Source organism: Streptomyces sp. NPDC046859, assembly GCF_040645135.1.
Taxonomy (GTDB): Bacteria; Actinomycetota; Actinomycetes; order Streptomycetales; family Streptomycetaceae; genus Streptomyces.
Window position 1 is genome coordinate 54,364 of sequence record NZ_JBEYXR010000020.1, and the last position, 16,254, is coordinate 70,617.

The following is a 16,254-nucleotide window of genomic DNA, read 5'->3' on the forward strand; positions in this document are numbered from 1 at the left end:
TTGTCTCGCCGTATCCGGACCTCCGGTCAGCCGCGCAGGTGGGCCAGTAGTTCGTCACCGGCGGGATAGTGCTGTTCCTGAGGAAGCAGTCGGGTCGCTGTGTCCAGTTCGCCGCTGCTGACGAAGGTGCGGATCTGGTGGGCGAGCGGGGTTACGTCGCGGATGGACACGATCCATTCGTTCGCGTAGCGCGACGATGCCTCGCTCGAGAGGCCCAGTTGCAGCGAGCGGTACGGCAGAGGACGCAGGTGCAGATCACGTTCGGGATCCCACTGGACGCGGGCGGGTGAGCGTTTGAGGTCACGCTGCCAAGCAGCGCGATCGGGATGCAATCCGCGAACGTAGCTCGACAGGCACGCGTTGCGCAGCGCCCAGTCGAAGCCGTCGCGAGTGATCTCGACGGCGAGGACGGTCTCCTGACCCTCCTTCGCGCCCCAATTGGAGCGGTACATCATCCACATGAAACTGGGCTTGATCCACGTCATGCGGTCGGGTTTCCACGCGGCGGGGAAACGGCCCTTGCGGGCGGCGGGTCCGCCGATCTCCGGGCGGTACGCCTGGTAGACGGTGATCGTGGACGCCGTGTGGAGCGCGCGGATTCTACGGAGCGGTTCTTCCATGGCGTACAGCGTGGAGTCGGTCAGGTCAGAAAGCTACCGATTTTGGAGCGCCTCTTGCGCCGGGATGCCACGACCGCAGACGGCTGGACCCTGGAGGCAGTCATCCCCGGCCTGGCCGAAACGAGCGTGTCCTGCTGTCAACTGATGTGGCTCCCCGGCTAGGCCGCCAGACGTGACCGCACCCAGGTGCCGTCCTCCGTCAGGTACGTCTCCACCGTCAGGCCCGCCTCCGCGAGAGCGCCCTCGAACTGTTTCTTCGTCAGCGGCCGGGAGGGAAACGTCTGGGTCCAGGTGGTGTCCGGGAACTCGTACTCCACGAACACCGAGTTCGCCCCGTCACCCGTCGGCTCCGCTGACACCACCCGTACCGTGAAGCCGCTGGGGTCGACCCGCTCGCGCGGCAGGTTCGTGTGCCAGCCCTCGCCCTCTCGCTGAATCAGCACGCAGCCGCCCGGTGCGAGGTGCCGGACACAGGCGCGCAGCAGCCCTCGCCGTACCTCGGCATCCGCCGCGTGCACGAGGAACGATCCGAGCATCACCACGTCGAACGAATCACCCAGGTCGAGGTCCTCGATCGGGCTGCATATCGTGCGTGCCCCGCGGACGCGGTCCAGCATCTCCTGGGACTCGTCGACGGCCGTCACCGCGAAGCCCCGGTCCAGGAGGGAGTGGGTCACGCGTCCCACACCACACCCCAGCTCCAGGATGCGCGCGCCCGGTGGCACGGCCGCGGCGACGATGTCCGGCTCCGACCCGACCGGCAGTCGCGCGTACAGCTCGACCGCGCAGCCGTCCGGTGTGATCGCACCGGGTCCGGTGCCCTGATATCCCGCCCGCTTCTTCGTCTCCATGCCGGTGCAACGGGTCGGGCCGGAGACCCGTTCCCCCACCCCGCCGTTTCCGCCGTTCGAGGTAAAGTGCGGCGGCCCGCGATTCAGCAGCTCTTGCCCGGGGTAGCGGCCACCGCCCTCAGCAGGTCCCGCACCAGATCGAAGTCGATGTCTCCCGGCTTGCGGAAACGCAGGCACCCCTTGCCCATGTCCCGCCCACTCAGCCGTTCCTCGAACGCCTCCCGGACGTCCCCGCGCATGAGGTAGAAGGACACGTACTGCTTCTGGCTCGCGAAGGCGATCTCCGGGGCGCCGTCCCGCGTATAGGTGGGCATGCCGTACGCCATCACCTCGTCGAACCCCGTGAGTTCCGCCCGGCACAGTTCCCGCAACCTGGCCAGGGCGTCCCTGCGTCCCTCGGGCACCTCGGCCAGGTACCCGTCGACGTCCTCCGCGCTGCTCTGCACCATGCCGTCAGCCTATCGAGGCCCGCCCGGGCTGGGTCTCCTCCCGAGCGGCCTCCAGGAGCCCTCAGCGGCACGGGTTCGCCCCTCCGCGGGACCGTCAGGCCCTGGCCCGTGGCGAACGCCGGGAAGGCGGCCGCCACGAACGTCGAGTTCCCTCAAGGGCACCATCGAGGCGATCCCGCTGCCGGCGAACACCATCGACGTGGCGATCTCCAACTGCGTGATCAACCTCTGCTTCACCGGCGTCGAGATCGTCCCGGCACACGGCGTCGCCGACGGCAGGCACTCCGCCGTCGTCCGCGCCACCAAGCCCGCGGCCACGACAGGTCGGGACACCCGGGCGGCACACGCTGCGGACAGCTGCTGCCGTGGCGTCGGCGCCTGCCGCACCCCGGCCGAGGAGGCGGACGACCCGGCCGTCGGCGTCGCCGAGGCGAAAAGCGCCGCCGGATGCGGCCGCGCGAGCTGAACCGATGCCGCAGGTGCGGCCCTCGACTGCTTCAAGGGCCCCCTTCGCAGCAGGTCACGGAGGTCGACCCGCAGGTCACCCCCTCACGGTGTGTCCCCCGAGTGGTAGAGGCGGCAGGCCACGCCCGGGCCCGGCCCGCGGGTCTCCCCCGGACGTGCGTCGTAGAGGGCCCGGCCGCCCGGGAACCGGCCCAGCTCCGTCTGCAGCGCCACGCCCCCGTCGATCTCGTCGGCACGCCATCCGGTGATGTCCAGCAGCAAACCGTCCAACGGCCCGCCTGTCAGCGCCGCGTAGGTGCGGTGCGGCAGGGCGCACGGGTGGGGGTCGTCGTGGTCGTGGCCGTAGACCCGGCCCCTCAGCAGTTGCTCATCGCCGTTCATGGCACCAGCGTCGCAGCCACCACCGACAACGGCCGGTCACGCGGGACCACCGGCCCCTCCCCCGGCGCCGGACGATTTGTTACTCACTTTCGGGTGAAGATCACCCAGCCCGGCGATGTCCCTTTTCCTCCCGAAACATCCCCTCCCAGGTCACAGACGCATTTCATCCCTCAGGCCCCGCTTGCGTCACACAAGCTCTCATAGATGACTATTGCAGTCGAGAGTCATAGAAATATCCACAAACGGTAACAACGGGCATTGCCTTCGCGCTCCCTCCCTCACGGCGTGGACAAATGGCGTCCGCGGCCAACCGGTCGCCATCGCACACCGCACCGCTCCCCGGGCAGCCACCCAGGCGTCCCGGGGGACGGTGTCCGCACTACAAGGAGACCCTTTGTCCACCTCCACCCGCACCCCCGCCTACGTCACCGTGCGCCGCGTCGCCGCGGCGTCGCTCGCCACCGGCGCGCTCGTCTCGGCGATCACGCTGCCGGCCTCCGCCGCCGACCACTCCCGCCACCAGCGGGGGCAGGTGGAGATCACAGCGGTCCAGTACGACTCACCCGGCCGTGACAACTACTCCAACCGTTCCCTGAACCGCGAGTGGGTGGAGATCACCAACACCACCCGCCGCAGCGTCAACCTCGACGGCTGGACCCTGCGGAACCGGGACGGTGAGACCTACACCTTCGACTACTTCCGCCTCGAGGGCCGCGCCACCGTCCGGATCCACACGGGCATCGGCCGTGACAGCCGCACCGACCTCTACCAGGACCTCCGCCACTACGTCTGGGACAACCGTTCCGACACCGCCACCCTCCGCAACGACTACGGGCGCCGCGTCGACACCGAGTCGTGGGGCTACCGCCGTCACGGAGGCGAGCACCGTCACTGGGGCGAGCACCGTCACGGAGGCGAGCACCAGGGCCGGTACCACCACTACCGCTGACCATCGGCGCGGTCCGTGAACTGAAGTCCCCCGTCCACGCTGCGACCCGACCCGCCTGAGTGCACCCGGCCTCCCACGGCCGGGTGCACTCGCGTGTGTCAGGGCGGTCCGGCCCACCCCCGAGGGAGCACCGCACGGCCCGCCGTGGACAGGAGGACGAGCAGCGCGGCCAGTTCGACGGCGCGTGTCCTGTCCTTCTCCTCGTCGCACAGTTCCAGCCGGCTCGCGGGGCGTCCGGGAATCTCCCCTGCAGTCGCCGACGGTCCTAACATGAGCCCGAGTTGCGCCAAGGGAACACGTGGAGGGGGGTGGGATCTGGTGGCGGCGAAGGACGCGGTGCCCATCGTCTTCGTCCATGGCACACGCTTCAGCGCGGGACAGTGGAGCGTACAACTCGCTGCTCTTCGCGACGAGTTCCCGGTGGCTGCCGTGGATCTGCCCGGTCACGGGGCGCGTTCGGACCAGCCGTGGAGTCTGAGCGGCGCGACGGAGGTCATCGCCTCGGCCATCGACTCGCTCGATGGCGGACCGGCTCTGGTCGTCGGGCACTCGCTCGGCGGATACGCCGCGCTGGAGTTCGCCCGCTGCCGTCCGGAGCTGCTGCGGGGGCTGGTCCTCGCGGGCGCCAGCGCCCCCACGCGAGGGCCGTGGACGGCGCCGTACCGGTGGGTCGCCCGGCTGGTGACCCGGATACCGCAGGATCGGCTGACCCGGTGGAACGACCGGATGCTGCGGCGGCTCCACCCGCCGGAGGTCGTGGCGGAGACCATCCGGTCCGGCTACGCCTTCCACACGCTGCCCGTGGCCTGGGCGGAGGTGCTGGGGCGTTTCGACGCGGACGCGATGCGTCACGTGAAGGCTCCCGTGCTGATCCTGAACGGCGAGAAGGACTCGCTGTTCCGGGCCGGCGAGGCCGACTTCGCCCGCGCGCATCCGCAGGCCCGGGTCGAGCTGATCCCCCGGGCGCGGCATCTCGCGAACTTCGACGACCCGGACGCCTTCACGGGCGCCGTCCGCCGCTTCGCCCGTGAGCTCACGGGCGGCGGTTGACCCGATTCCCTGGACGGGCCGTCCCGTCGGCGCCTCCCGGCGGGTCGCGCGAGGCGCCGACGAGCGGGGGACTACTTAAGGGTGACGGCGTCGCCCGTCGAGACGACCCGCGCCGTGGTGGTCGTGCCGGGGAAGAACCACCGCCAGCTGCCCGCCGAGGGGACGGTGACCTTGGTGCGGAGCTTGCCGGAGCTGTCCGTCTTCACCGTCTTGACGGTGCTGTAGTGGGCGGTGCCCGCCTTCCTGTACTGGAGCTTCACGGTCTGCCCGGTGTAGCCGTGGTACTTCAGGTCCTCCCAGTTCGCACGGGACAGCTTGCCCGTGATCGTGAGGGAGGCGCCCTTGGCCACCGGCTCGGGCGTGGCGTCCGTGGTGAGCTTGGACGCCCGCTTCATCTTGAACTCGGCGATGTCGTCGGAGATCCAGTAGTCACCGTCGTTGGCCTTGACGGTGGCATTGACCTGCCAGACACCGGCGATGGTGTTGATGTCGCCGGGCACGCTGTCCGGGAGCCATCCCGGGGCCACCGTCATGGTGGCCGTGCACACCGACGTGGTGGAGCTCTGCTTCTCGCACCGGGTGTCCGTCCAGTCGCTGAAGCCCCAGCCCTTGGACTTGCTGAAGACGCTGACGCGGCTCAGGCCCTTCGCCCCGGAGTTGTCCCGGATCGTGACGGCGATCGGGTACGTGACCCGTGCCGATGTGCCGATGATGACGTTGTTGCCGCTGTTCACGACGGTCTTCGTGACCCGTACGTCCCCGCGGCCCTCGGCGTGCGCTCCCGTCGCGCACAGCAGCGTCAGCGCCGCCGCACCAGCCACGGCGCCGGCCGTTCTGCCTCGCATGATCCCTCCCCAATGATGTGGGAGGCGAGGCTACACATCCAACGGGGCTGCCAGGACGGCAGGGTGGGCGGAGTGGGGTACGGCTACGCGTACAGGGCGCCGGCCGGGTGCCTGACTGACGTGACCGGATGTGTTGGTCCTCAGCGGCATGGTCACCGCGGTCGGTGCGCCTTCCCGGGCCGTTTCACGGTGAGACCGGCCGCAAGGTCATCCGGGCCCCGTCCCAGTCCGCCACCATGGCGAACGGAAACCGGTCCAGTTCCAGGCAGAGGGCGACATCGTCCGGGTGGACGCCCTTGCGTACGCCGGTCGCCAGCTCGCCGGCGGCACGTGACCCGGCGGCGCGGCGAAGGAACGCGGCGGCCTGCCCGCTTCCCTCAGCGGTCCCCGCTGCCTCGGTCGCCCGCAGCGCGATGTACCGCGCGCACGCGAGATCCTCCTCGGCCCGCCCGTCCTCCCCGGTGACCACGAACGTGACCGTGTCGCAGGCACGCGCTCGCAGAAGCCGAGCCGTGGCCTCCGCCACCACGAAGCCGGCGCAGAGCACCAGGGAGGCCTCCTTGACCGCGAGGGCGCCGACCGTTCCGGCCGTGGTCTTCTGCACGACCGTTCGTCCGCACAGGTCCATGGACCGCACCATGCCTGGTGAGTTGACCGTGTCGAACCCCGGCGCGGGTGGGCCGTCCTTGATCGCCACCCAGTCCGGGTGGCGTGCCCTGAGGGCCAGAACCTCCTCCAGCGACTCGGCGAGCACGATCCGCTCCGCGCCCCGCGCGAACGCCCAGGCGGCCACCGTGAAGGCGCGCATGACGTCGATCACGACGGCCACGGAGGGGACTTGGGTCAGTTCGGCGATGCCGAGGCAGCGAGCTTCCATGCGGCCATGCTCATGGATGACCGGGGCCTGCCGCCTGCCATTTGCCGTGCCCGGAGTCGGCGAGCGCCGGCCGTGTGGAAACCTGACGCCCATGACTGCCGCCCTCATCGACTGGCCGTCCCTCGCGGCCGACGGGTTCCCGTTCCCCGGGCACCTACCGGCCTCCCGGCTCGTCGACGAGCTGGCGGTCGCGTTGGTCTCGACCGATCCCGGGACCCGTGACGACGGGGCCTGCGCCGCGGCCGCCCGCTGGATCAGGGAGGGACGTCTGGACGCCGTTCTGGAGGGGCTCGCGGACTCCGCGGCCGGCCGGTTCGCCCATCCGGAGATACAGGCCCGCGCCTTCGCGCCGTTGATCGTCTCCTCGGTGCTGACGCGTGCGGCCGGTGTTCCCGGTCTCGTCTCGCAGCAGGCCGCGGAGCACTGGTACGCCGCCTTCTCCAACTGGTATCCGGAGGAGCGGGACACCCGCGGCTGGGACGACTCCCTGGGCTGGCTGCACGCCGTCGCGCACGGTGCCGACGCAGTCGCCGCGTTCGCGAAGGTCCTCCCGCACCGCCGTACGGACCTGCTCGACCTGTGCGCCCGGAGAATGACGGCACCTCAGACCGACTACCGCTACGCACAGTTGGAGGACGCGCGACTGGCCCGGGCGGTGGTGCGGGTCCTCCAGGCTCCCGGGCTGACGGCCGAGGAGGCCACCGGCTGGCTGGGCGTGGCGGCCGAGGCACTGAAGGGCGGAGGTCCTGGCCCCGTCCCCGTGTGGGCCTTCAACACCTTCGCCACCCTGCAGTCCCTTCATCTGCATCTGGCACGTGGTATCGCCGACGAGGACGTCCCTCCCCATGCCGAGGCGGTCGCCGCCCGGGCCGCCGAACTCCTGCGCCTGCCCTACTACTGGCTCGCCTGATCCGAGCCGGCGGCTCCTCTCCCCGCCGGCCCCTTTTGTCCTCTGGCCAACGCGCGTAGACAAGGGCACCATCGTCACAGCACCACCTGCACCACCTGCACCGCCGCCCCGCCCCACAGGAAACACGGCCCCAGCAGGAAGGCTCTGACACATGAAGGTCGCTCCCTCGCCGAAGCTCCGGTCGGCACTCACCGCACTCGCCCTCGTCGTCGCCCCCGGTGTCGCCGTCCTCGGCACCGCGGGTGAGGCGTCGGCCGTGAGCAAGATCAGTCATTCCACCGCCACCTCGATGTTCCGGCAGGTCGGCATCACCTGGTCCTCGTCCGGCGGCTGCTCCGACCGCAACGTCTCCACGTGTACGTCGTTCGAGCAGCTCAACCTCGCCACCGCCCAGGGGGCCCAGACCCTCAAGGGCGCCAGCGGCTGCGCGCTGAACATCACCGGCGGCACCGAGACCGGACACGCCTCCGGGACGTACTCGCACTGGAACGGCTACAAACTGGACTTCAGCAAGAGCACGTGCGTGACCAACTACGTGAAGAACACCTTCACCTACATCGGTGTGCGCGGCGACGGGGCCCCGCAGTGGCGTTCCGGCGCCGGCAACGTGTATGCCGACGAGGGCAACCACTGGGACGTCACCTTCTACAACTGCGGCGGCTGCTGAGCCCCCCGGCCCTCCCCGACCGGCCGCTCGGTAGGGTTCGCCCGTCGGTGATCGACGGGCGCGGCCGTACGGCCGTCGGGAAGGGGCTGGTCGTGGGCGGGTTGCCGGGCGTTTTCACGCTGCCGAGGATGGTGCGGCACTTCGCCGCCACCGGCGAGGGACTGCAGCCGGACGCAGCGGTCGAGGTGGACGCGCCGGACGCCGCTCTACGGGCCGCCCTCGACGCGGCGCGGTCGGGGGCCTGGGAGCCCGCGGCCGAACTGATGGCACGGACGCGCGCCGACCGGGACTGGGAGGAGCGCGGCCGCTGCAGCGCGGGCCTCGCCGAGCTCGCGCTGCATCACACCGGGTGGTTCGAGGAGTGGCGTGAGGCTCGGCCCGGCGACCCCGATGCCGCCCTCGTCGCCGCGGAGTCGGCGATCGACCGCGCCTGGGAGATCCGTACGGCCGCACGGGCGCGCCACGTGTCGCGGGAGCAGTTCCAGGCTTTCCACGCGGTGCTGCGCGACGCCGAGCCCGTGCTGCGCGCGGCCGCCGACCTCAACCCCGGGGATCCGGTGCCATGGCGGGTGTTCATCGCCCACGCCATGGGGCTGGGCGCCCCACGGGACGTGTTCGAGGCGTACCTCGACCGCGGGCGGGCGGCGGATCCGCATCATGTGGGCCTGCATGCGCGCGCGGTGCAGTACCTGGCGCAGAAGTGGTACGGCTCGCACGCGGAGATGTTCGCGTTCGCCGAGTCGGCGGCGGCCGCGGCCCCGGAGGGATCGCCGCTGCGGGGGCTTCCGCTGCACGCGGTGACCGAGTACGCGCTCGAACACGAGGCGGGTGTGGAGCAAGGGCCGGTGCCCTGGTCACGGATCGAGGCGATCGTCGAGGCGGGCCTGGAGCTGTCCGGTGGGTACGAGCCGGGCGATCGACGGGCGGCGGGCTTCCGCAACCACCTGGCGCTCGCGTTGATCCGCTCCGGGCGCGAGGCCGACGCCCTGGACGTCTTCCGGCTGATCGGCACGGACGCGCGCATGTTCCCCTGGGCCTACCTCGGGGACTCCCGTGAGGTGTTCCTGCAGATGCGGCAGGGGGTACGGGTTCATGTCGCGCGCCGGACGCCGTACTTCCGCGGCAGCGTCCCGGCTCCCGGCCGCGCCCCGGCATCAGCGGCCGCGGAGACTCCGGCAGTCCTTCCCGCGGCCCTGGCCGTGGCGCACGTGCGTGCTTCTCTGTCCGACGTCCGTGAGGCCGTCCTGATCACCGGGACGGCCATGCGCCTGGCTCCGGCACCGGGCGGCGGCACGTTCGTCGAGACGGCGCCCTCGACGGAGCCGCCCGGCCGGCGCAAGGGCCTCCGGTCGACGCTGCTCGGCGAGGGCGAACTGGCCCGCCTCGCCACGACGTTCAGCCGCGGGGAGACGTGGCCGGTCCTGGTCGCCGCCAAGGAGGGCGCCGACTACACCTTGCGGCTCCTGCGCGACGGCCGTCTCGTGACGGCCCATGTGTGGTGGGCGGATCCGGCGGAGATGCCGACCCAGCAGGAGGCGGCGGAGCGGGCGACCGCTCTGGCTGCGGCGTACGGCAAGGACGACCACCGCCCCCTCGCCGCCGCGTTGCGGGGCACCGCAGATGCCCGGCGGCACCTGGACGAGGTGATGACGGCGCTCGGACTGCCCGTGCTCCCCGCGGGTTTCGGGCATCGACCGGAACCGCTGGCGGAGGCCCGGGGCGCGCAGGTCGTCGAGCGGCGGTCCCTGTTGCGTGCCATCAAGGAGACGCTGTCGTCGGACGGCGGTGCCTCCGGCGGAGAGCTGCCTCCACTGTCCTGAGCCCCGGCAGAGGGCGCGGGCCGGGCGGGCCTGTCCGACGTGGAAACGCTCGGACAGGCCCCTGATCCCCCGGCCCCCGGGGCCCGCGCCGGGCCCGCAGCAGGCCGCTCCGGGGCTTCAGCGCTTCAGTGTGAACGTGAAGTCGTCCGAGACCCTGCCGGTCAGGCGGATTGCGGAGACCAGCCTCCCCTCCTCGACGAGTCGTTCGACCTCGGCCCTGGGGAGGCCACAGCCGTCGGCGATCAGCCGGACCGGCCGGACGGGGATGGGTGCGGCGAAGCGCACCGCGACGTCGACGACCTCGGAGTCGAGCGGTCCCGGGTCGCCGGTGTGGAGGTGCCAGGCGCCGGCCCAGTCGAGGCCGACGCGGTTGCGGCGCCGCACGACCGGGTCCTGGAGCACCTCGGCCACCAGGCTCAGGTCGTTGGCGTGCATGCGGTCCAGCAGGGCCGCGGGTACGGAGCGTACGTTCGCCCGCTCCAGGACGGTGAGTCCCGCCGTGCGGCCGCAGGATGCGCAGAGCACGAGGAGCCAGGCGTCGAGGAGCTTGTGGTGGGCGTTGACGCGGAACTTGCCGCTCGGCCGCGAGCGCGGGGACGCGCAGGTGGGGCAGCGGCGGAGGACATGCGGAAGGCAGGTGGGTGCGACCACCCAGGTCTGGAGCACAGAAGTACACCGGTTTCAGTGAGAAGTCCGCAGCAGGAAGGGGCGCGGCGCACAGGGGCGACGCGCGACACATCAGCAGTCGGGAGGTCTCACACGGCGTACAACGGCACGTCCTTCGTCCGGCGGTGGGGCCGGGCAGCACGGTAGTGATGGCCGCCGGGCGCTTCCACCGGTTTTTCGGTGTACGCGGGCAGGGGCGGTCCCTGCCGCCCGGACGTGCTCCGGGTCAGGCCAGGCCGAACTTCTCCGCGTGCACCTGGTGGGCGGGCACCCGCAGGTCCCGCAGGCCGGAGAGGACGGCGGCCGTCATGGCCGGGGGGCCGCACACGTACACGTCGCGTTCGGTGACGTCGGGCACCAGCCGGCGCAGGCTGTCCGCGGCGAACGGCGGCGCCCCGGCCTCGCCGGTCCGGCCGGTGAGCAGGTGCAGCCGTCCGCCGCGCTGCTCCACCAGCCGGCGCACCTCGTCCAGGAGGACGGCGTCGGCCTCGCCGCGGACGCGGTACAGGACGACGACGTCACCGGTGGTCTGTTCCTCCAGCATGGCCCGGACCGGGGTGATGCCGACGCCCCCGGCGATGAGCAGGGCGCCGGGCCGGGTGCGGTGCAGGGCGGTGAAGGCGCCGTAGGGACCCTCGACGAAGGCGCGGCTGCCGACGGGGAGGTTCCGCAGGCCGGCGCTGGCGCTGCCGACCGCCTTGGCGGTGAGGCGCAGTCCGCGCCCGTCGGGGGCCGCGGAGAGCGAGAAGGGGTTGGCGAGCCACCAGTGGTGGTGTCCGGGGAACCGCCAGATGCAGAACTGCCCGGCGCGGGCGGGGAGTTTGTCGAGGTGCCGGCCGGTGACGTACACGGAGACCACGCTGTCCGACTCGGGCACGACGGCCGACACGGTGAACCGGTGGTAGGCGTTGCGCCACAGAGGCAGGACCAGGCGCCCGGTCAGCAGCGCGCCGAAGGCGAACAGCCACAGGAGCCACCAGTAGGCCGTGGCGAACGCCGACGACGTGAAGGTCGTCGTCTCCTGCAACTGGTGCACGAACGCGAGGCCGAGGGCGACGTAGAGGGTGAGGTGCAGCCCGTGCCAGACCTCGTACGGCAGGCGCCGGCGCAGGGGCCGGGTGGAGACGGCGGCGACGACCACGAGTACGGCGGCGGCGAGCATGCCGAGCAGGGAGGCCGGGACGCCGCTGAGCGCGACGAACGTCTTGGCCATGGTGGTGTCGTCGAGGGTGGCGTAGCCGAGGACGACGAGGGTGGCGTGGGTGAGGACGGTCCACAGCAGGGTGAAGCCGACCCAGCGGTGCCACACCGTGAGCCGGTCCATTCCGATCCGGCGGTCCAGCCAGGGCAGCCGGGCCACCAGCAGCAGCTGGAGGAACATCAGCAGTGCGGCGTGCAGTCCGAAGAATTTGGCGACGGTCAGCACGTCGTTCTTGCCGGAACCGGCACCGATGAACAGCGACTCGACGATCACCACGTTGACTAGGACGAACGCCCACATCACCCGGCGGGCCACGGCCACCGGTGGGAGGGTGCCGGTCCGGATCTCGTTGGTCGCCGCCGTCATCGTCGTCCTCGTTCCCCCGTGGCCGCCGTCCGCGCGACCGTGTGCCCACACCGATGAAGACCGGGAGGTCCGGCCGGACCCGTCCCCCGATCGGGTAAGAATACGGCCGGGAGGCCGGTTCCGTTCAGGCCGGAACCGGGTGATCTGGCGGCCTTTTCCGGGTGCGGGACGCCGAGTTCAATAGGGCAGTCCTTCGGTGACCGCACGGAGCGCCGCGTGGAGGCAGGCGGCGAGCGCCTCCGCCGATGCCTCACCGCCGTTCGCGCACTTCGCCGCGTAGTCCTCCGCCGCGAGCCGCAGTGCCCCGTTGACCATGCTGGCGTGCACCTTCACCTGCAGCCGGTCGGCGCCGGTGCCGGCCCGGCCGGCGAGGAGTCCGGCGATGACGGACAGGGCGTCCTCGTGGGCCTGCAACCAGACGGCCCGCAGCGCCGGTTCGTCGACGGTCATACGGATCAGGTCCAGGACGGCTGGGTCGACGGGGGGAAGCGTCCCCCGCCGGCACGAGTCGGTGAGGTAGTCCAGCAGCCGTACCTGGGGCGGCCAGTGGCGTAGCCGGTCCGTGGCGGCGTCGAGCCCGGCGGTCAGCAGCGGGCGTACGCAGCTCTCCTTGGTCGGGAAGTGACGCCACAGTGTGCGGGCCGAGATGCCCACGCACTGGGCTATCTGCTCGCCGGTCGTCCCGGTCACCCCCTGGGTGGCGAACAGGCCCACCGCCGCTCGGGCGATCTCCAACCGGAGGGCGGCTCTGCGGCGTTCGGCCAGCGGCAGCGCGACCGCCGATTCACTCATCGCGGTCACGGTTCCGGATGCCTTGCCCACTGTCGCCGCCCCATCTCACTGCGTCACCGATCACCGCAGCATAGTGCCGCCCACAAATGACACATGCAGACGTCTTGTCACTGAGTGACACGCACTCCTACTCTCCAGTAGCTGACTCGCAAGTAAGTCCCCCGCCACGCGAGCCGGTTCTCTCGTCGTTCTCCCCACGTGCCTCCGGGACCGAGGCCACGCGCCCTTCGACGAAGCAAGGAGTGAGCCGCATGACGCACGCCGCGCCGACCCACGCCCCCGAGCCCCCGGTCAGATCAGCTCCCACCCACCACACGCCCGGCGCACGCAGCCTCCTGTGCGCCCTGGCCGTCGCCGCCTGCCTGGGCGCCCAGGCCATCCCCGCCGGGGCCACGGAACCGGGCCCCGTCGTCTCGCGCGGCGTGCCGATCCCCGCCTTCTATCAGCCGCCCGCCACCCTGCCCGCCGCCGACGGGGCGATCGTCCGCACCGAACCGCTGCGCCTGGCCCTCAGCCTCCCCGGGCTCGACGGCCGCCCGCTGCCCGGCACCGCGACCCGCCTGATGTACAAGTCGACCGACGCCAACGGACGGCCCGTCGCGGTCACCGGCGCCTACATCGAGCCCTCGGCCCGCTGGAAGGGCGGCGGCCCGCGTCCCGTCGTCGCCCTGGCCCCCGGCACCATGGGACAGGGCGACCAGTGCGCCGCGTCCCTCGGCCTGGAGAAGCCGATCTCCTTCAACGGGCAGACCATGTCGGTGGGTTACGAGGACATCGCCGTCCACCGGCTGCTGGCCACCGGCGTCGCCGTCGTCGTCACTGACTACGTCGGGCTCGGCGCCACCGACCGGCTGCACACCTACGTCAACCGCGTCGAGGGCGGCCACGCCCTGCTCGACGCCGTGCGCGCGGCCCGTGCCCTGCCCCGGTCCTCCGTCTCCGCGGACTCCCCCGTCGGCCTGTACGGCTACAGCCAGGGAGGCGGCGCCAGCGCCTCGGCCGCCGAACTCCAGCCCACGTACGCCCCCGACGTCGCCCTGGCCGGCGCCTACTCGGGCGCACCGCCCGCCGACCTCGTCGCGGTGACCAGAGGCATCGACGGCACTGCACTGGCCGGCGCCCTCGGCTGGTCGATCAACGGGTTCCTGCAGAACACGCCCGAACTGCGGGCCATCGCCGACGCGCACCTCAACAGCGCGGGCCGCAGGGCACTGGCCGACCTCTCCACGGCCTGCGTCGGGGACGCCATCCTCGGCTACGGCTTCCGCAGGAGCACCTCGTGGACGACCAGCGGCAAGTCCCTCGACGACATCGTGAAGGCCGAGCCCCTGATGCAGAAGGTCCTCGACGACCAGCGCATCGGCCTCCGCACCCCGGCCGCCCCGGTCCGCGTGGCCACCGGCGTGAAGGACGACATCGTGCCGCACGGCCAGGCACGCCAGCTCGCGGTCGACTGGTGCGCGAAGGGCGCCGACGTCACCTACAAGCCCATACGGCTGCCCAACCTCGGCGACGGGCTGCTCACCAACCACGTGGCGCCGCTGCTCCTCGACCAGGGCAACGCCATCGCCTGGCTGACGGACCGCCTCTCCGGCACCCCGGCCACCTCCAACTGCCGTTCCCTCCCCCACCAGCCCTGACCCGCGGGGCCCCGGGCAGCCGGGCCGCACGCGACCCCACTTCGCGTGCGGCTCGGCGCCGTACGAGGCGTACGTCTCGGACTCGGCCACCCTGGGCGTACCGGTGGCATCGGTGATCTCGACGGTGATCCGCGCCTCGACGGAGACCGAGCCCGTCGAACCGGGCGCCGACCAGGTCACATCGTCGAAGATGCCGCCGCCGACCTGCCGCGAGCCCAGCCGTTCCATGGAGAAGGCGCCGAGGACGTCCTCGGAGTGCCGTGCGCCGCCGAGACCCGCCAGGGGCGCGGCGACGCGCGGCACGGGTGGCTACTGGTCCTCTCGCTGCAGCACGCGGTGGGCCGCCTCCGCCTCCGCCGCGGGCGGGGAAAGTTCGTCCAGGGTGTCGAGCTCGTCGTCGAACTCCAGCTCCCACTCCCATGCCGCCGCGAGGCGTTCCTGCTCCTGCCGCGACCTGTCGCCGACCGCTCGGCGGTGCTCCGGGTCCAAGGCCGCGAGGAATCGTCCGACCGTGTCGTTGGCCATGTCCGCTCCTTGTCGCCTGGGAGGTGCCGACGTCTCCAGCATGACGGAAGGCCCGCCGGTCGGCCGCTCGGCACCGTCGCGGCCATCGGCCAGGGTCGCCGTGGCCGAACTCCGAACCCGTACGTGGCCGGGGCCGGTGCTCGCCGTCCGCGGGGCGGGCATGGGCGCCACGATGGTTCCGGGGGGTGTCTGTGGTTCCAGGGAGGGTCTGCGGTTCCAGGGGGTGTCTGTCCTGCCAGACGCCGGGGAGCCCGGCATGATCGGCGCGACACCCCCCTAGGTCTGCTCGGGTCCGTCGCCGTGGGGCTCGCCCATGGTTTCCAGCGCGGCCTCGGCGAAGTCGTGCACGAGGGGGGAGCGGCGGGCGGCCGGCCAGGCCAGCGCCACCTCGCTGGGGCCGATGTCCCGCACCGGTGCGGGCACCACGTCGGACCGGGTGTAGAACGTGGCGGTGGACAGCGGCAGCACGCAGATGCCCGCGCCGGACGCCACCAGCTCCAGCTTCTCCTCGACCTGGTGGATCACCGGCACCTTTGGGCGGTGCCCGTCGCGCAGTTCCCGTGCCACGTCACGCCATTCGGGTACGGCGTCCGGGTCCTGGAGCAGATGCTCGGCGGCCAGGTCGGCGACGGACAGCGCGGCGCGGCCGGCCAGGGGGTGCCCCAGCGGCAGCATGACGACACGGGGCTCCTGGAAGAGGGGCCGCACCTCGAGGCCCTGGCGGTCGACGGGCAGCCGGACGACCCCGATGTCCGCCCGTCCGTCGGGCAGCACCTCCACCTGGCTGGCCCAACTGGTGCGCAGCAGGCGGACGTCGACTCCCGGGTGCCGTCCGGCGAAGGCCGCCGTCGCCGGGGTGACGGTGATGCCGGGCATGAAGCCGACGGTGAGGGTCGGCGTGTCGCGTGCCGCCGTGGTGACGCGCCGGCGCAGGGCCTCGGCGGAGGCGAGCAGGGGGACGGCGTCCTCGAGGAGCTGCCGGCCCGCCGGGGTGAGCCGGGTGCCGCGCCGGCTCCGGTCGAAGACCTCGGCGCCCAGGTCGTCCTCCAGGCTCCGGATCTGCCGGGACAGCACCGGCTGCGCGATGTGCAGCCGTTCGGCCGCCCGCCCGTAGTGCAGTTCCTCGGCCACGGCCACGAAATACCGCAGCTTGCGCAGATCGAGGTCCAAGGAACTCATC

At 71.8% G+C, this 16,254-nt stretch carries 17 protein-coding genes and 1 pseudogene; 7 read left to right on the forward strand and 11 right to left on the reverse strand.

Features of this window, described 5'->3' with window-relative positions; all coding sequences use genetic code 11:
- Nucleotides 1-26 precede the first annotated feature (26 nt).
- The 3 genes from ABZ899_RS26390 to ABZ899_RS26400 form a co-directional block, all read right to left on the reverse strand.
- A complete protein-coding gene (locus tag ABZ899_RS26390) occupies nucleotides 27-620 on the reverse strand; it encodes a DUF4291 domain-containing protein (protein ID WP_361350581.1) in 594 nt (197 codons plus the stop codon).
- A gap of 158 nt (nucleotides 621-778) precedes the next feature.
- Entirely contained in the window at nucleotides 779-1,471 is a 693-nt protein-coding gene (locus ABZ899_RS26395) for a class I SAM-dependent methyltransferase (protein WP_361350583.1), read from the reverse strand.
- An 83-nt stretch (nucleotides 1,472-1,554) separates the two neighbouring features.
- Nucleotides 1,555-1,920, reverse strand: a complete 366-nt coding sequence (locus ABZ899_RS26400) for a DUF1801 domain-containing protein (RefSeq protein ID WP_361350585.1) — start codon at nucleotides 1,918-1,920, stop codon at nucleotides 1,555-1,557.
- Nucleotides 1,921-2,028: 108 nt separating this feature from the next.
- Here ABZ899_RS26400 and ABZ899_RS26405 point away from each other — a divergent pair.
- A pseudogene (locus tag ABZ899_RS26405) lies at nucleotides 2,029-2,386 on the forward strand (arsenite S-adenosylmethyltransferase); the annotation flags it as partial.
- Between the two features lie 83 nt (nucleotides 2,387-2,469).
- On the opposite strand, the gene ABZ899_RS26410 reads toward ABZ899_RS26405, so the two are convergent.
- On the reverse strand, nucleotides 2,470-2,766 hold the full coding sequence (locus ABZ899_RS26410; RefSeq protein WP_361350587.1) for a hypothetical protein: 297 nt from the start codon (nucleotides 2,764-2,766) through the stop codon (nucleotides 2,470-2,472).
- A gap of 394 nt (nucleotides 2,767-3,160) precedes the next feature.
- Here ABZ899_RS26410 and ABZ899_RS26415 point away from each other — a divergent pair, with 394 nt between their 5' ends.
- Nucleotides 3,161-3,715, forward strand: a complete 555-nt coding sequence (locus ABZ899_RS26415; RefSeq protein WP_361350589.1) for a lamin tail domain-containing protein — start codon at nucleotides 3,161-3,163, stop codon at nucleotides 3,713-3,715.
- A 318-nt stretch (nucleotides 3,716-4,033) separates the two neighbouring features.
- The gene (locus tag ABZ899_RS26420) at nucleotides 4,034-4,765 is read left to right on the forward strand and encodes an alpha/beta hydrolase (protein ID WP_361350591.1); all 732 of its coding nucleotides are present in this window, start codon (nucleotides 4,034-4,036) and stop codon (nucleotides 4,763-4,765) included.
- Between the two features lie 71 nt (nucleotides 4,766-4,836).
- On the opposite strand, the gene ABZ899_RS26425 is transcribed toward ABZ899_RS26420, so the two are convergent.
- Together ABZ899_RS26425 and ABZ899_RS26430 are read right to left on the reverse strand one after the other, a co-directional pair.
- The gene (locus tag ABZ899_RS26425) at nucleotides 4,837-5,610 is read right to left on the reverse strand and encodes a hypothetical protein (protein ID WP_361350593.1); all 774 of its coding nucleotides are present in this window, start codon (nucleotides 5,608-5,610) and stop codon (nucleotides 4,837-4,839) included.
- A 184-nt stretch (nucleotides 5,611-5,794) separates the two neighbouring features.
- Nucleotides 5,795-6,487 (reverse strand): 2-phosphosulfolactate phosphatase, encoded by a 693-nt coding sequence (locus ABZ899_RS26430; RefSeq protein ID WP_361350594.1) that lies wholly within the window; start codon nucleotides 6,485-6,487, stop codon nucleotides 5,795-5,797.
- Nucleotides 6,488-6,578: 91 nt separating this feature from the next.
- Here ABZ899_RS26430 and ABZ899_RS26435 point away from each other — a divergent pair, with 91 nt between their 5' ends.
- The 3 genes from ABZ899_RS26435 (at nucleotide 6,579) to ABZ899_RS26445 (ending at nucleotide 9,884) form a co-directional block, all read left to right on the forward strand.
- Nucleotides 6,579-7,397, forward strand: a complete 819-nt coding sequence (locus ABZ899_RS26435; RefSeq protein ID WP_361350596.1) for a DUF2785 domain-containing protein — start codon at nucleotides 6,579-6,581, stop codon at nucleotides 7,395-7,397.
- A 151-nt stretch (nucleotides 7,398-7,548) separates the two neighbouring features.
- Nucleotides 7,549-8,064, forward strand: coding sequence for a hypothetical protein (locus tag ABZ899_RS26440; protein WP_361350597.1), 516 nt, complete (start codon nucleotides 7,549-7,551; stop codon nucleotides 8,062-8,064).
- Nucleotides 8,065-8,111: 47 nt separating this feature from the next.
- On the forward strand, nucleotides 8,112-9,884 hold the full coding sequence (locus ABZ899_RS26445; RefSeq protein WP_361350599.1) for a hypothetical protein: 1,773 nt from the start codon (nucleotides 8,112-8,114) through the stop codon (nucleotides 9,882-9,884).
- Between the two features lie 117 nt (nucleotides 9,885-10,001).
- On the opposite strand, the gene ABZ899_RS26450 is transcribed toward ABZ899_RS26445, so the two are convergent.
- The 3 genes from ABZ899_RS26450 to ABZ899_RS26460 all read right to left on the reverse strand — a co-directional run bounded on the left by ABZ899_RS26450 (nucleotide 10,002) and on the right by ABZ899_RS26460 (nucleotide 12,909).
- The gene (locus ABZ899_RS26450) at nucleotides 10,002-10,550 is read right to left on the reverse strand and encodes a DUF1062 domain-containing protein (RefSeq protein ID WP_361350601.1); all 549 of its coding nucleotides are present in this window, start codon (nucleotides 10,548-10,550) and stop codon (nucleotides 10,002-10,004) included.
- A 226-nt stretch (nucleotides 10,551-10,776) separates the two neighbouring features.
- Nucleotides 10,777-12,117, reverse strand: coding sequence for a ferredoxin reductase family protein (locus tag ABZ899_RS26455; RefSeq protein WP_361350603.1), 1,341 nt, complete (start codon nucleotides 12,115-12,117; stop codon nucleotides 10,777-10,779).
- A 177-nt stretch (nucleotides 12,118-12,294) separates the two neighbouring features.
- Nucleotides 12,295-12,909: a helix-turn-helix domain-containing protein gene (locus ABZ899_RS26460; protein ID WP_361350605.1), complete on the reverse strand. Its 615-nt coding sequence runs from the start codon at nucleotides 12,907-12,909 to the stop codon at nucleotides 12,295-12,297.
- Nucleotides 12,910-13,160: 251 nt separating this feature from the next.
- Between ABZ899_RS26460 and ABZ899_RS26465 the strand changes: the two genes are divergently transcribed.
- On the forward strand, nucleotides 13,161-14,549 hold the full coding sequence (locus tag ABZ899_RS26465) for a lipase family protein (RefSeq protein ID WP_361350607.1): 1,389 nt from the start codon (nucleotides 13,161-13,163) through the stop codon (nucleotides 14,547-14,549).
- A 309-nt stretch (nucleotides 14,550-14,858) separates the two neighbouring features.
- On the opposite strand, the gene ABZ899_RS26470 is transcribed toward ABZ899_RS26465, so the two are convergent.
- Both ABZ899_RS26470 and ABZ899_RS26475 read right to left on the reverse strand, forming a co-directional pair.
- Nucleotides 14,859-15,074, reverse strand: a complete 216-nt coding sequence (locus tag ABZ899_RS26470) for a hypothetical protein (protein WP_361350609.1) — start codon at nucleotides 15,072-15,074, stop codon at nucleotides 14,859-14,861.
- 276 nt (nucleotides 15,075-15,350) lie between these two features.
- Entirely contained in the window at nucleotides 15,351-16,244 is an 894-nt protein-coding gene (locus ABZ899_RS26475; protein ID WP_361350703.1) for a LysR substrate-binding domain-containing protein, read from the reverse strand.
- Nucleotides 16,245-16,254: the final 10 nt, after the last annotated feature.